11 protein-coding genes are annotated in these 13,752 nt (G+C 49.4%); 9 read left to right on the forward strand and 2 right to left on the reverse strand.

The annotated features are described in order from the left end of the window. Nucleotides 1-139 precede the first annotated feature (139 nt). A complete protein-coding gene (locus VV1_RS15895) occupies nucleotides 140-1,009 on the reverse strand; it encodes a LysR family transcriptional regulator (protein WP_011081132.1) in 870 nt (289 codons plus the stop codon). A 122-nt stretch (nucleotides 1,010-1,131) separates the two neighbouring features. On the opposite strand from VV1_RS15895, the gene VV1_RS15900 reads away from it, so the two are divergent. The 9 genes from VV1_RS15900 (at nucleotide 1,132) to VV1_RS15940 (ending at nucleotide 11,955) form a co-directional block, all read left to right on the forward strand. Next, nucleotides 1,132-2,649 carry an arylsulfatase gene (locus VV1_RS15900; protein WP_011081133.1) on the forward strand — a complete coding sequence of 506 codons (1,518 nt, stop codon included), beginning with the start codon at nucleotides 1,132-1,134 and terminating at the stop codon, nucleotides 2,647-2,649. A gap of 96 nt (nucleotides 2,650-2,745) precedes the next feature. Continuing rightward, nucleotides 2,746-4,050: an anaerobic sulfatase maturase gene (locus tag VV1_RS15905; protein WP_011081134.1), complete on the forward strand. Its 1,305-nt coding sequence runs from the start codon at nucleotides 2,746-2,748 to the stop codon at nucleotides 4,048-4,050. Nucleotides 4,051-4,155: 105 nt separating this feature from the next. Further along, nucleotides 4,156-5,139: an AAA family ATPase gene (locus VV1_RS15910; RefSeq protein WP_011081135.1), complete on the forward strand. Its 984-nt coding sequence runs from the start codon at nucleotides 4,156-4,158 to the stop codon at nucleotides 5,137-5,139. 11 nt (nucleotides 5,140-5,150) lie between these two features. After that, entirely contained in the window at nucleotides 5,151-6,113 is a 963-nt protein-coding gene (locus VV1_RS15915) for a DUF58 domain-containing protein (protein WP_011081136.1), read from the forward strand. Further along, entirely contained in the window at nucleotides 6,114-6,665 is a 552-nt protein-coding gene (locus tag VV1_RS15920; protein ID WP_011081137.1) for a DUF4381 domain-containing protein, read from the forward strand. Further along, nucleotides 6,658-7,746 carry a vWA domain-containing protein gene (locus tag VV1_RS15925; RefSeq protein ID WP_011081138.1) on the forward strand — a complete coding sequence of 363 codons (1,089 nt, stop codon included), beginning with the start codon at nucleotides 6,658-6,660 and terminating at the stop codon, nucleotides 7,744-7,746. Before VV1_RS15920 ends, VV1_RS15925 begins: the two co-directional genes overlap by 8 nt. Beyond that, nucleotides 7,721-9,478 (forward strand): vWA domain-containing protein, encoded by a 1,758-nt coding sequence (locus VV1_RS15930; protein ID WP_043921123.1) that lies wholly within the window; start codon nucleotides 7,721-7,723, stop codon nucleotides 9,476-9,478. Before VV1_RS15925 ends, VV1_RS15930 begins: the two co-directional genes overlap by 26 nt. Then, nucleotides 9,475-10,815, forward strand: a complete 1,341-nt coding sequence (locus tag VV1_RS15935; protein ID WP_011081140.1) for a BatD family protein — start codon at nucleotides 9,475-9,477, stop codon at nucleotides 10,813-10,815. The genes VV1_RS15930 and VV1_RS15935 overlap by 4 nt, the downstream gene beginning before the upstream one ends. Before the next feature lie 234 nt (nucleotides 10,816-11,049). Next, nucleotides 11,050-11,955 carry a LysR family transcriptional regulator gene (locus VV1_RS15940; RefSeq protein WP_011081141.1) on the forward strand — a complete coding sequence of 302 codons (906 nt, stop codon included), beginning with the start codon at nucleotides 11,050-11,052 and terminating at the stop codon, nucleotides 11,953-11,955. A gap of 79 nt (nucleotides 11,956-12,034) precedes the next feature. On the opposite strand, the gene VV1_RS15945 is transcribed toward VV1_RS15940, so the two are convergent. Next, nucleotides 12,035-13,735 carry an alkaline phosphatase family protein gene (locus VV1_RS15945; protein WP_011081142.1) on the reverse strand — a complete coding sequence of 567 codons (1,701 nt, stop codon included), beginning with the start codon at nucleotides 13,733-13,735 and terminating at the stop codon, nucleotides 12,035-12,037. Nucleotides 13,736-13,752 lie beyond the last annotated feature (17 nt).

Here is a 13,752-nt window from a genome sequence, read left to right on the forward strand (position 1 = left end):
ACGCCTTCATCGACAAGGAGAGCGGTGGAATGCCGTGCCGATCGCTATGATGAAAAATGAACGCTCAATCACGTTTTCACAACCGGGTGGTGTCAGCCTAAATGAGCGTCGAAAGCGGCTGTGATTTCGACGCTTGTGTTTATAGTTCGATGGGATGGGCGTGCGCTTGTTCGAGTTGCGCTTTTATCTTCTCTCTCAACCTCTGGTGAGCAGGGTTGTTTAGCTCGCGCTTATGATAAATGAACTTATAGGGAATCAGGCTAATAGCAATTGGGCAATCGAGAATTTGCAGTTTCAGCGCCTTACTCCATTTTAAGGCAAACGAACGAGAGACCACGCCGAGGCAATCTCGTTGGGCGACATAGAGTGCCATACTCGACAGTGACGTCGTCACAATCTCAACAATCCGCTCTTCAATAGGTTCGTTGGCGAGCTGCTCAAACCCTGTGGTGTTGTTCCATTTGCCAGAAAACAGACAATGGCTCTCTTGATAAAACTGGGCTTTGCTAAGTTGTCCTTGAATACGAGGGTGGCCCTGACGGCAAATGACGACAGCGGGCTCTTGGTAGGCGTTCTCGATCACGAAAGAGGAATCTTTGGTGATGACGGTATCTATGATGAGATCCATTTTCTGCTGGCGGATTTGTTCAAACAGCAAATATTTTTCCGGTGGAGATTCGTGGAACACGGTATGTTCTATCGGCGTTAGGCTATGCAAAAGAGTTTCAGAGCAACAGACTTGGAAAGCGGAACGCTCAGAAATTGCGTTGTCTACGATACTGATGGCTTGATGGAATTTAGGGATCAGTTGATAAGCCGAAGCGGTCGGCTCGATGCCGCGTCCTTTCTTAACGAACAACTGTTTATTGACCACCTTTTCTAAGCGTTTAATGGAAGCGCTCACCGCCGGTTGAGTTAAGCCCAAATGATCGGCGGCTTTGGTGTAGGACTGATATTCCGCGACCACCAAAAAGGTCTGAATTAAGTTGAGATCCATAGTATTACTCATAAATCAGATTTATGTTAAAGCGAATTTTAACTCTATTTATCCGCAAGATAACAATATTTATATTAATTAAATCTTTGTTTTGTCCAAAACGTGTCAACAACCAGCGGAGTAATGGAGTTTTTATGCCCAACAGTAAGAAAAATCTCAGCAAGACATTCGTGTTGAATGCTTGTGCTCTCGCGGTCGGTACAGCCTCTGCCGCCGCATATTCAGCCGAACAACCCAATATTTTGGTTATCTTTGGTGACGATGTCGGTTATTGGAACCTAAGCGCATACAACGGTGGCATGCTTGCGTACAGCACGCCAAACATCGACAGCATTGCCAAAGAAGGCGCCAAATTCACTAACTTTTATGCACAGCAAAGTTCGACAGCAGGTCGTTCTGCGTTTATCACCGGTCAAATGCCTAAGCGCACTGGGTTATCTAAAGTGGGGCTGCCAGGCGCACCGCAAGGTATCTCAGAAAAAGATCCAACCATCGCCACTATGCTCAAACAACTCGGTTATGCGACAGGCCAGTTTGGTAAAAACCACTTAGGTGACCGCGATGAACATCTGCCAACCAATCACGGGTTTGATGAGTTCTTTGGCAACTTGTACCACTTGAATGCAGAAGAAGAACCTGAAAATGTCGACTACCCGAAAAATCCTGAGTTCAAGAAAAAATTTGGCCCGCGTGGTGTGATTCACTCCTACGCAGATGGAAAGATCGAAGACACAGGGCCACTGACGCGCAAGCGTATGGAAACGGTGGATGACGAATTCCTCGAAGCGGCAGAGCAGTTTATCGAAAAACAAGTAAAAGCAGATAAACCGTTCTTTACTTGGTTCAATACCACACGTATGCACAACTTCACCCATGTACCAGAAGCGTATCAAGGCAAAACGGGTGCGGGGTTTTACGCAGATGGGGTCAAGCAGCATGACGATCAAATTGGCCACCTACTGAATAAAATCAAAGAGCTGGGTGTCGATGACAACACCATCATCGTATACACCACTGATAATGGGCCGATGATCAACTTGTGGCCGGATGCGGGCATGACGCCATTCCGCAGTGAAAAAAATACCGGTTGGGAAGGTGGCTTCCGCGTTCCTGCGCTCATCAAATGGCCGGGCCAAATCAAAGCTGGAGAAACCTTCAATGGCATGATGTCTCTTGAGGACTTCTTCCCAACACTTGTGGCAGCGGCAGGCAACAGCAAGGTCAAAGACGAACTGCTTAAAGGCAAAAAAGTCGACAATGTCAGCTACAAGGTGCATTTGGATGGTTACAACCAATTGCCTTACCTTACGGGTAAAACCGACCAATCCGCACGCAATGAGTTCGTTTATTGGAGTGATGATGGGGATCTGTTGGCACTGCGCTACGGCAAATACAAATACCACTTCATGATCCAAGAGAATGAAACTGGTCTCGCGATTTGGCAAAAGCCTTTCACCAAACTGCGTGTACCTAAGATATTCGACTTGAGTATCGACCCGTTCGAACGTGGAGACACAGGTATGGGATATGACACTTGGATGTATGAACGCTCATTCCTCATGATGCCAGCCATTGAGAAAGTTCAAGAAGTCATGGGAACATTCAAAGCGTACCCACCTCGCATGGCACCGGGTTCGTTTGTACCCAAATAACCCTGTCTAACCGATAGCCTCTTTGGAAAAAGAGAGGCTATCTCTTCTTCATTTATCGTCTTGCCCATACTCAGACAGCAGAAAAGAGACATACTGATGCAAAAAGTCACTCCTCGTCATTCAACTGCGATGCCTATTGTGCCCTTGAAAACCGCGGCGAAGCCCGAAGCCAATCAAAGTTATCAACGTCGTTTTCATGTGATGGCGAAACCCGGCGGTGCCAAATGCAATATTGATTGCCAGTATTGTTTCTATCTTCATAAAGAAGCGTTGCTGCATCAAAAGAAACAGCCTCAGATGAGTGAGGATCTGCTTGAAAGGTTTATCAAAAGTTATATAGACAGCCAAGATGGCGATGAAATCGTGTTTTCATGGCAAGGTGGAGAGCCGACACTGCTCGGTCTCGACTACTTTCGCAAAGTGGTTGAACTGCAGAAAAAATATCGGCCAGTTGGAGTTCGCATAGAAAATGATCTGCAAACAAATGGCATTTTGCTCAATGATGAGTGGTGTCAGTTTCTAGCCGAACACCAATTTCTTGTGGGGCTGTCGATCGATGGTCCGCGCGAAATTCATGACAAATACCGCCGAACACGAAGCGGAAAACCCACCTTTGATTTGGTGATGAAATCGGTTGAAACGCTCAAAAAATACGGGGTGAAGTTTAACGCTTTGGTCGCGGTGAATCGCCACAATGCTCAGTACCCACGTGAGGTCTATCGTTTTCTTACCCAGGAGTTGGGTGCCACTTATCTCCAATTTACACCCGTTGTCGAAGCGAATGGTTTTCAAACCACAGCGCCGCAATTTTGGAATGAACAGATGATCCCTGTCGTGGGCAGTGAACTGGCCAAGCCTGGGCATCCTATGTCTGTGGTCACGGATTGGTCCGTGGACCCGCAGCAGTGGGGAGAATTTCTTATTGCAACCTTTGAAGAGTGGGTGAATAACGATTTAGGGCGCGTCCTCGTTAATCTATTTGAAACCGCCGTTGCGCAGGTGATGGGATTGCCTTCGCAACTTTGCGTGACATCAGAGTTCTGCGGCAAAGGCTTGGCGATAGAACACAATGGTGACGTGTTCAGTTGCGATCACTATGTGTATCCCGAATACAAACTGGCCAATATTCAGCAGTATGATTTGAGTGAGCTGGCCATGTCAACGCGTCAGTACACCTTTGGTATGGCCAAAAGAGAGTCGCTGCCGAGCTATTGTCTGCAATGCCCTTATCTTCAATATTGTTGGGGTGAATGTCCTAAGAATCGCTTGATCAAATCCCCTGACGGTGAAGTTGGATTGAACTACCTGTGTCCGGGCATCAAAGCCTTTTTTGATTATGCCTTGCCAATGTTGGTTGGCATTACTCAAATCCTCAAAGCCCCTAATGACCGGCGTGAATAGCAGCGCGCCGCAAGGGGCATATAGACGTTATAACCTTTAGTTATTCAAATTGTTTTTATACTGATTTCAATCTCTTCCTTTCGTTTACAAAACCGGAAAACGCCGATGAATCACGCACAGAAAGCCATCAATCTACTCATTCAACAAACGGAAAAAAGCGTCATTGGCCAAAGGCATGTGGTTGAGGCGTTGGTGATTGGATTGCTGACCAACGGCCATGTGTTGCTTGAAGGATTGCCCGGCACCGCCAAAACGCGATCGGTGAAATCGCTGGCGAAGCGGCTTAACACCAGCTTTGGCCGCATCCAATTTACGCCAGATTTGCTGCCTTCCGATGTGACGGGCACAGAAGTGTACCAAGAGCGCGAGGGTAAGCCTCAGCTCCATTTTCAAGCGGGGCCAATTTTCAACAGCATTGTACTGGCCGATGAAGTGAACCGAGCACCGGCGAAAGTCCAAGCAGCGCTGCTGGAGGCGATGGCAGAGGGCACGATAACGGTAGGGGACAAAACGCATCAACTGCCAGAGCTCTTTATGGTGCTTGCCACGCAAAACCCCGTTGAGCAAGAAGGGACGTATCCTCTCCCAGAAGCGCAAATGGACCGCTTCATGATGAAAGTCACGGTGGACTACCCAGAAGATGAGGCTGAGCGAGACATTATTCGTTTGGTTCGCAGCGAAGAGATGGGAGAGAAAGAAGTCGGTGGTGATCAAGTCATGCAACCGATTGACCCCAACACAGTGTTAGAAGCCCGTCGACAATTGCCAACCATCGCGGTGTCTGAATTGGTCGAAAACTACATTGTGGCACTGGTGATGGCGACGCGTAAACCAGAGCGCTATGCCGATTCTGCCTTATCAAAGTGGATTGAAGTGGGGGCGAGCCCTCGTGCTTCCATCGCGCTGGATAAGTGCGCTCGTGCCTATGCTTGGTTGCAAGGACGTGACCACGTCACACCTGATGATGTACGTGCAATGGTGCCATGCGTGCTAGGGCATCGTTTTTCACTTTCCTATGACGCGATTGCCGATGGTGTTGATCATCAAGCGGTGGTGCAAGCGCTGCTTGATTGTGTCGAAATCGGATAGGGGGAACCAGTATGGTCAAGCCAACGATCGCCCCTCAGCCTCAAGGACTCGACCCTCGAGTCTACTGTGACTACGCAAGGCTTGTTCGTTTGCAAGCACAAGCCGACGGCTTTAGCTTGCTGCCGCATCTTAGGGCTGGCAGCGTGCTCTCTGGGCGGCACCGCTCCTTGTTTCGGGGACGAGGTTTAAACTTTGAAGAGCTGCGCCATTATCAGCTTGGTGACGACATCCGTAATCTCGACTGGAAAGTCACGTTGCGTACCGGAAAGCCCCACGTGCGTCGTTATACGGAAGAAAAAGATCGCAATGTGTTGGTGTGCGTCGATCAGCGTAGCGGAATGTTCTTTGCCTCGACCGAGATAATGAAATCGGTGGTGGCGGCGGAAATTGCTGCGATGTGCGCTTGGCGAGCATTGAAAGATGGTGATCGTGTCGGCTTTGTCATTGCATCGCATCAAGAGTTGTACTTCAGCAAAGTGAAGCGCGCGCAAAATGATTTGTTAGCGCAGCTAAAGCGTTTAGCGCAGACAAATCAGAGCCTCAACGTTGAGTCCACGGATTCCACCTCGGTCTCATTTGGTCATTGGCTTGAGCTGATCAAACGCGTCAAGCCAAGGCATTCGACCCTCATTTTTATCAGTGATTGGCGTGACTGTGAAACTCATCATCTTGACCATTTAAAGCAACTCCAGCAGCACAACGATATTCTCGTTGTGATGGTGGGGGATCCACTTGAACAATCTCTGCCACCAGAGCTTGCTCGCATTAACTGGGTGATTGGTGATGGACGCTATCAACTGAACATGGATAGCAAAGCCAAAGTCGACACAGCCAGTGTCAGCTTGGCGGAAAAGTCACAACAGCAGCGGCAGTCGCTCGCACAACTCATGGCGATGAAAAACTTGCCCCACATAGAACTGGACACCAGAGGCGAGCACATTGCGCACTTCCAAAAATGGGTAGGAGGGCGATAGATGACGATTCAACATACACCACCAAGTACCTATATTCTGCGTGAATTGCACGATGTGGCGGTGCCCGAGAGTGTCAGTTGGTTACCACAAACGGTGGGTTGGAAAGTGTTGGCCATCATTGGTGGCATGGTGCTGCTCTACATTGGTTATCGATACGCGCGTTTTCGTTGGGATAACCGATATCGCGCCGAAGCTTTGCAGGCAATCGTGCCGTTAGATCCAAAAGATCCTGCCATGACGAGCGAGCTATTTTCGATTGTAAAACAGGTATTGATCTACCACGACAACTGCTATGCACGCCTGTTTGGCGATGCATTTTTGGCTGCGCTGAATCAGCTTATGCCAACACAACCCCTTTTTGACGATGAGTTAGCAATAAAGTGGGTGCAAAGCACCGTGAACCCGAATGTGCCTTTGAATGAATCAGAACGAGCAACACTGAAAGAGCGTGTGGCACTTTGGGTCAAATCTCATCAAGAGAAGGCGTCCAGTGTTGAACAACGCAGAGCGTTGTCTTCATGCCAATGGTTAAAAGGGCGGCGTCATGGTTGATTATCTATCGTCAATGTTGAGCTTTCTTCATCTCGAGTTTGACTCTCCGCTGTGGTTTCTGGCGTTACCGCTGCCATTGGTGGTTTATTACTTTGTGCCAGCGTACCGCACCAAACAAACCGCCATTAAGGTGCCATTCTTTCATCAGTTGGTGGAAGCCATGGGGGAAACGCCCTCAGAAGGCGCCAGCCAGTTAACACCCAGTGGTTGGCAACGTGCCACCTTAGTCTTGTCTTGGTTACTGGTGGTCAGTGCGCTTGCCAAACCGACCATTTTGGGCGCGCCGCAAATACGCGAAAGTTTGGGCCGTGATGTCATGGTGGTGGTTGATCTTTCTGGCTCTATGGCTGAGCAGGATTTTACCAGTGCGTCGGGTGCAAAAATTTCTCGTCTTGATGCCACCAAAGAGGTACTGGCGGATTTTGCTAAAACCAGACAGGGGGATCGTCTTGGTCTGATTTTGTTTGGCGATGCTGCCTTTGTGCAAACGCCGTTCACCGCGGATCAAAAAGTATGGTTAGCGCTGCTCAACCAAACCGATGTTGCAATGGCGGGGCAGAGTACGCATTTGGGCGATGCCATTGGTTTGGCCATCAAGGTGTTTGAGCAAAGTGAACCAAGCCAAGCGGCCTTTTCAAAGCCCCGGCAAAAAGTGGCGATCGTGCTCACGGATGGCAATGACACCGGAAGCTTTGTTGAACCGATAGACGCGGCCAAGGTGGCCAAAGCAAAAGGGGTCAGAATTCATGTGATTGCGATGGGCGATCCCAGTACGGTTGGGGAAAGTGCACTCGACCTGCAAACGATCGAACGCATTGCCAGTGAATCTGGCGGCAAAGCATTTCAAGCTTTGAACCGCGACGAGTTGGCTAGCGCATACGATGATATCGGTAAACTCGAGCCTCAGTTGTACCAAAGCATCACCTACCGCCCTAAGCAGAGCTTGCATCATGGATTAATGGGTATCGTGGTGGGCCTCTATCTCGTTGCGTTTAGTGTGGTGACGTTGAAGCGACGGATACGCAACGCGAAGATCAAAGCAACGACGGTGGAAAATGAACAGGGGGAACACCATGCTTGATACCTCTTTATTCGGCATGACAGTGACGCCGTTTTTCTCTCAGTTTCACTTCCTCCGACCGGAATGGTTATTGGCGTTTGTGCCGATGTTACTACTGTTATGGATGAGGTGGCGGGAGGATAGTGTTCCGAGTTGGAAAGCCATTTTGCCAACGCATTTACGCCAAGTGTTAACGATAGGTGAGCACGGCTGGCGCAAACAGCTGCCACTCAAGTTATTGGTGGTCAATGTCACTTTAGCAATTATTATTTGTGCAGGCCCTACTTGGCAGCGCCAAGCCTCACCATTTGGTGAAGACAAAGCCACCCTACTGGTGATATTGGATAACAGCGACTCGATGCTACAAAATGATCTTCCTCCCAGTCGCTTAGCTCGCTCAAAACAGAAAATTCGCGATTTGTTAGTCGCAAGAAAAGGAGGCAGCACGGGGTTAGTGGTGTTTGCTGGCTCTGCGCATGTTGCAATGCCCGTAACGCAAGACAGTAAAGTCTTTGACCCGTTTCTAGCGGCAATCACACCCGAGATTATGCCCATAGAAGGTAAGCTTGCGGAAAAAGCATTGCCTCTGATTGATCAACAACTGCAAGGGCAAGCTGGCTCTAGCGTATTGTTAGTGAGTGATGGGGTAAATCCGGCCACCATCGACGCATACAAAGCGTATTTTGCAGAAAAACCGTATCAATTGCTGATCTTGGCGGCGGGCAATTCAAATGTTGTGTCCGACAATCCATTGGATTTAGGTTCACTGAACAAATTGGCTAACGCGACGGGGGGGCGTTTAGTGCAAACCAGTGTCGATAATCGTGATATAGAAACCCTCAACCGATATGTTGAACGGAATATGCAGCTCAATGGTGACTCGTCGATGCCGTGGCAAGATATGGGTTATCCACTGTTGTTACCCATCGCAATCATTCTGATGCTCTGGTTTCGTAAAGGTTGGTTAGTGCAATGGTGCTTGGTGGCTATGGTGTCTACGTCGCTGCTTGCAACGCCTAATGCCATGGCAGAAACCGTTTCGCTCAGTGTGGAAAAAACAGCTCAGCCACACATGAAGACGATGTGGGATAAGACGGAGCAGTGGTGGTGGGATCTCTGGCTCACTCCTGACCAGCAAGGTCAACGATGGTGGAACCAAGGGCAATACTTGCAAGCCGCCAAACATTTCAATGATCCATTACGCAAAGGCACGGCCTATTACTACGCCGGAGAATACGCCTTAGCACACAGCGCGTTTTTAACCATGCAAAACGATCCGTCAGATGAAGCCAAAGACCTCGGACTTTACTATGCAGCCAGCGCGCTGGCTCGCCAGCGAGAATACTTGGCCGCGCGTAACTTGTTACAGTCACTTGCGGATAAGGAAACCTTGAGCCGCAAGTTAAGAGCTGACGTGGAACACAATCTTCGCGTGATTGGTGGCATTGTTGAAGAAATCAATCGCACCAGTGCAAGCCAAGCAGGTTCCACGGATGGCCCAGAAGAGTCGATCGAGTTGGGGGATAATCCCCAAACAGCTGACGGCGTGGACGAGCAAACCGTTGCCGAAATGATGCTTAAAGAAACGTTAAATGCAAACGAGATCTTGGGAAGTGATGCATTAGCAGACAAATGGTTAAAACGTGTGGAAGCTGACCCCAAATACTTTCTAGCGGCTAAGTTCCAAATTCAATTGCATCAAGGGGCTAAAACAAGTGACACAACGCTTGAGCAACAGGAGAAAAAGCAATGATGATGTACGCCAAATTTGCTACTCCGTTTCCACATAAGTGGCTAATGGCGATGTTTCTCACCCTTTCTAGCCTAGTGCTGAGTGCGACAACGTGTGCGCAGGATATTGAGGATTTGCAGCGTAGCAACCATGTTGAGCTTTTGGCTTGGGTTGGCCAGCCGCCGAAGGCGCAGGAGACGAAAACGCTTCCCGTGTTCAGCGTTAATGAGCAGGTGATTTTGACTATCGAAGTCGCGACACCACGCTGGTTCACCGCGGGCACTCGCATCGGTCACGTTGAAATTCCCAACGTCATCGCCAAGCAACGTAATCCGTTGGCAACCAACTATACCGAGCGTAAGGACGGCCATACGTGGTCGCGTCAGCGCTGGGAAATCACGCTTTACCCGCAGGCGTCGGGGCGCTTTGTCGTTCCTCCCATTGCGGTGAGCGTACAAGTCTCTGCGCCCAATGGAGAAAACGTCTCGGGCACGCTCTACACTGCGCCGATTTCGTTTGACGCTTCTATGCCTTCAGGATTGATACAGCCACAATCGGCTTGGTTTAGTGCCAGTGACGTTGAGGTGGAGCAGCAATGGCAAACCTCCTCTGTGCCGTTGAAAGTCGGGGATGCCATAACCAGAACCATCACCATTCGCGCCAAAGATAGCCTTTCTGTGTTGCTCCCCAAACTCCTCAGCAACGAATCCACGCCTCGCTATCAAGCGTATCCTCAACCCAATCGTCTTGAGGATACCCAAATAAGGGGTGACTATCGTTCGAGTCGCACAGAAGAAACGGTGTATGTGATTCAGCAAGGTGGGGATTTGAGCTTACCTGATCGCCAATTTCAGTGGTGGAACAGTGATAGCCAGACGCTGGAGACAGTAGTGATTGAAGGCAACACCTTTCATGCGAAACATACGTTTCAGTCGTTTATCCGTGCCTACTCAAAGTGGCTTGTCGCAGGCGGATTATTCCTGTTCACCTTTATGGCAGTGATCGTTATGGTGAAACGCCATTATCGTTCGCGGCCATTGCCGACGTGGTTGGTGTTTCGCCGTTTGCTTAAAGCCAAGCGTTGGCCGGCGGTTCGGGCATTGTTGTACAAGCAGTTACGAGTCAATGATGGCGAGTTGCAGATCGCTAAAGCGCATAATTCAACACCTTGGCAACAGAGCACGGCGCAGTTTCATCAAGGTGTAGAAGACGTTTCTCTGATGAAGCAGCTTTGGCAAGGCGTACAAGCAAAGTCACGAGGTTACTGGCGTATTTCTTTGCCCAAGGCATTGCCTAATTTGCACCGCCAGCAGCAGGCGAAAAATAATCAAGCGAAAAAGAATGGGCAGAAATCATAGCAACAGAATAGGAATCGTCGCACTCCGTTATCGCTTTTAACGATTGTTTTTAAGAATCGCTTTCAACTGCACGGCCTTGTCGAGTGGACCCTAGCGGAGATGGGCTCAGTTTGGGTCAATGACGGGTTAAATCTCGCTAAAATGCGTTCTGTCACTAACTTTTACAGCACGCTCATCGTGCCATGGCGTGGGGTTGGGTAAAATTGGGCCATTCGTTTGTGTTCCCGGTTTGCCATGAAAAATACCGATTTGAATCTCATCCCCATTTTTGTTGCGATTTTTGAAGAGCAGAATCTCTCGAAAGCGGCGGCGCGTTTGGATATTAGCCAGCCTGCGGTGAGCAAAGCGCTGGCACGTTTGCGTGATATTTACGATGAGCCGTTGTTTCACCGCAGCCCATCTGGCGTAGAGCCCACCAGTTTCGCCGTGGACATTTATCCAGCAATGCTGACCGCATTTAAAAACTTCACCTCGACCTTATCCGCATCCAGTGAATTTGAAGCCAAAGTGTCCAATCGGATTTTCTCGATTGCTTGTGTTTCGGTCGCCAGTTACGAGTTGATGCCACAGCTTTTGAAGCAAATTCGTCAGCACGCGCCCAATATCTCCTTGGAAGTGCACCCCCTGTTTACGGAAGATTACGAAAGTGACTTGCGGTTGCAGCGTTATGATTTGATCATCGACATGGCGCCAAGAGGGTGGACGACCTTAAAAGTGGAGCCCATTTTTTCCGAACGATTAATGGTGGTCTGCTGTGCGGATCATCCACGTATTGCTGACGCGTGTTCCGTCGCGCAGTTTTTGGCAGAAGAGCATGTGGTGGTTTCACGCTGGCACGCGCGCAAAAGCTTAATGAGTGAAGAAGATATTGCCGATTTAGCGCAACGAAAAATTGCCTATCGTGCGTCCGGGGCATTGGAAATGTTACCCGTTATCCACGGCAGTGAGTACATTGGTATGTTGCCGGAGTCGACCATCAATGCCTTTGCCGGGACCTACAACATCAAAGCGGTGTCTCTGCCTTTTGATCACGATGTTTACGATTTATGTGCGATTTGGCATCCAAGCCGCAGCAGCGAAAGTGCGCATCAATGGCTGCGAAATCAACTCAAAGCGGCAGTTAAGGTGTTGAAACGATAGTAAATAGAAAAACGGCAGTGATGAAACCATCTCTGCCGTTTTTGTGCCTGTTTGCATGGCGCGCTTAAGGCGTTGCCACCTATCTCACCACCTCTCTCACTACCTCACTGAGCACTTGACCAGTCGCCCCACTGGGCTGGGTAATACCAAGCTTATTGGATAAGGTTGGCGCCACGTCATACGGAGTGATCGCTCGAGAAACGCGCTGCGCGTTCACATCATAGCCGGCAAAAATCACGGGCACATGCGTGTCATAACGCCATGGCGAACCGTGCGTCGATGCAATGGTTAAGCCGTCCATATCATTGATGTAGCTACGAGCGCCAAAAACCAAATAGATATCGCCCGAGCGTTGTGGGTGATAGTTGTTTTTGATCAACTTCGTTATGCGGCTATCCACGACTCGATTGTTTTCGATGTCGCTGCTGGTGATGGCGTAAGCAACCCCTTCCACCTTCGAGACTTCTTCAGCGATCAGCGCTTGCACATCCGCTAAACTTGCCTTGCTCTTGGCAATCACCTCATGGTTAAGGTAGATGTAAGGCTGCGCGTAGAGGCGAATGGCGTCTTTACTTAAACCAAATTCTTGCTTTAAACGCTGCTCTATTTGGGTTGAGAACAGTGTCTTTTGGTCGAAATACTGCGCTTGGCGCAAGCCAATTTGACGAGCATTCGGTGATGCTTCGGGCACGCCATGGTCAGCGGAGAGAACAATCAGCGTATTGTCCAATCCTACCTGCTTATCCACTGCGTCAAACAACTTCGCTAAGGTGCGATCAAGCCGGATCAAGTTATCTTCGGTTTCCAGACTGTTAGGACCGTACATGTGAATCACATAATCGTTTGACGAAAAACTCACCGCAAGATAATCGGTGGTGTCGCCCTTACCTAATTGCTCTTTCTCCAACACTCGTTGTGCGAAGTTGGCCGTGATCTCATCACCCGCCGGGCTCAAGGTCAGCATGGTGGAAAAATACTTAAAGCTGGCTGGGCCATAAGGGTGGGGGAAAGTGCGGGCAAAACCAGCAAGGTCCACCTTATGTTCTTGGCTGATTTCTTGGAGTGTGTAGCGTTCTTGCGGCAGAGTGAGTGACCATTTTTGACCTGAGTATTGTGCGGGAATTTTCTCGGCATTCCAGTGAGTCACCCATTGTGGTGTCTGGTCATAATAATAGTTGCTGGTGACAAATTCTGAGGTTGCTTTGGAAAACCAAAACGCTTTGCCAGCATGGCCACCCAATGAAATTGCGCCTCTGTCTTTGACGGAGACCGAAAACACCTTAGCTTTGCCGTTGGAAGAGAGCGCCAGTTCATCACTAAACGTCGTCGTCAAAATGGGTTGTGGTGAGCGGCCATCTTTCAGCGCGGTTTTTTGAGTTGGGTCGATTTCGGTCGCTTTGTTGACACCAGCATGGCTATTGAGCATGGCGTAGTTTTCATCTTCGACATTGTAAACAAGGCGCTCTTTCTGTCTGTCGTACCATACATTGCCAACCATACCGTGAACCGACGGCGGCGCGCCAGTTGCTAGCGACACATGACCGACGATGGTTTCGGTATTGCCGTGCTGATAGTGCGCATTGGTGTAATAGACCCCTTCATCCATCAAATAGCGAAAGCCTTTTTCCGCGAAGTTATGCTTGTATCGGTCGAGTAAATCGCCACGCAATCCATCAACGGTAATTTGCAATACTAAGGCTGGCTTTTCGGTTGCTGCCGCGATTGCATTGGGGGTGAAAGCGCAAAGTAGCGATGCGCCAGTGAGCCAAACTGCTTTCATTGTCGTCCTCTTTGATG

This window comes from Vibrio vulnificus CMCP6, from assembly GCF_000039765.1.
GTDB classification, from domain to species: domain Bacteria; phylum Pseudomonadota; class Gammaproteobacteria; order Enterobacterales; family Vibrionaceae; genus Vibrio; species Vibrio vulnificus_B.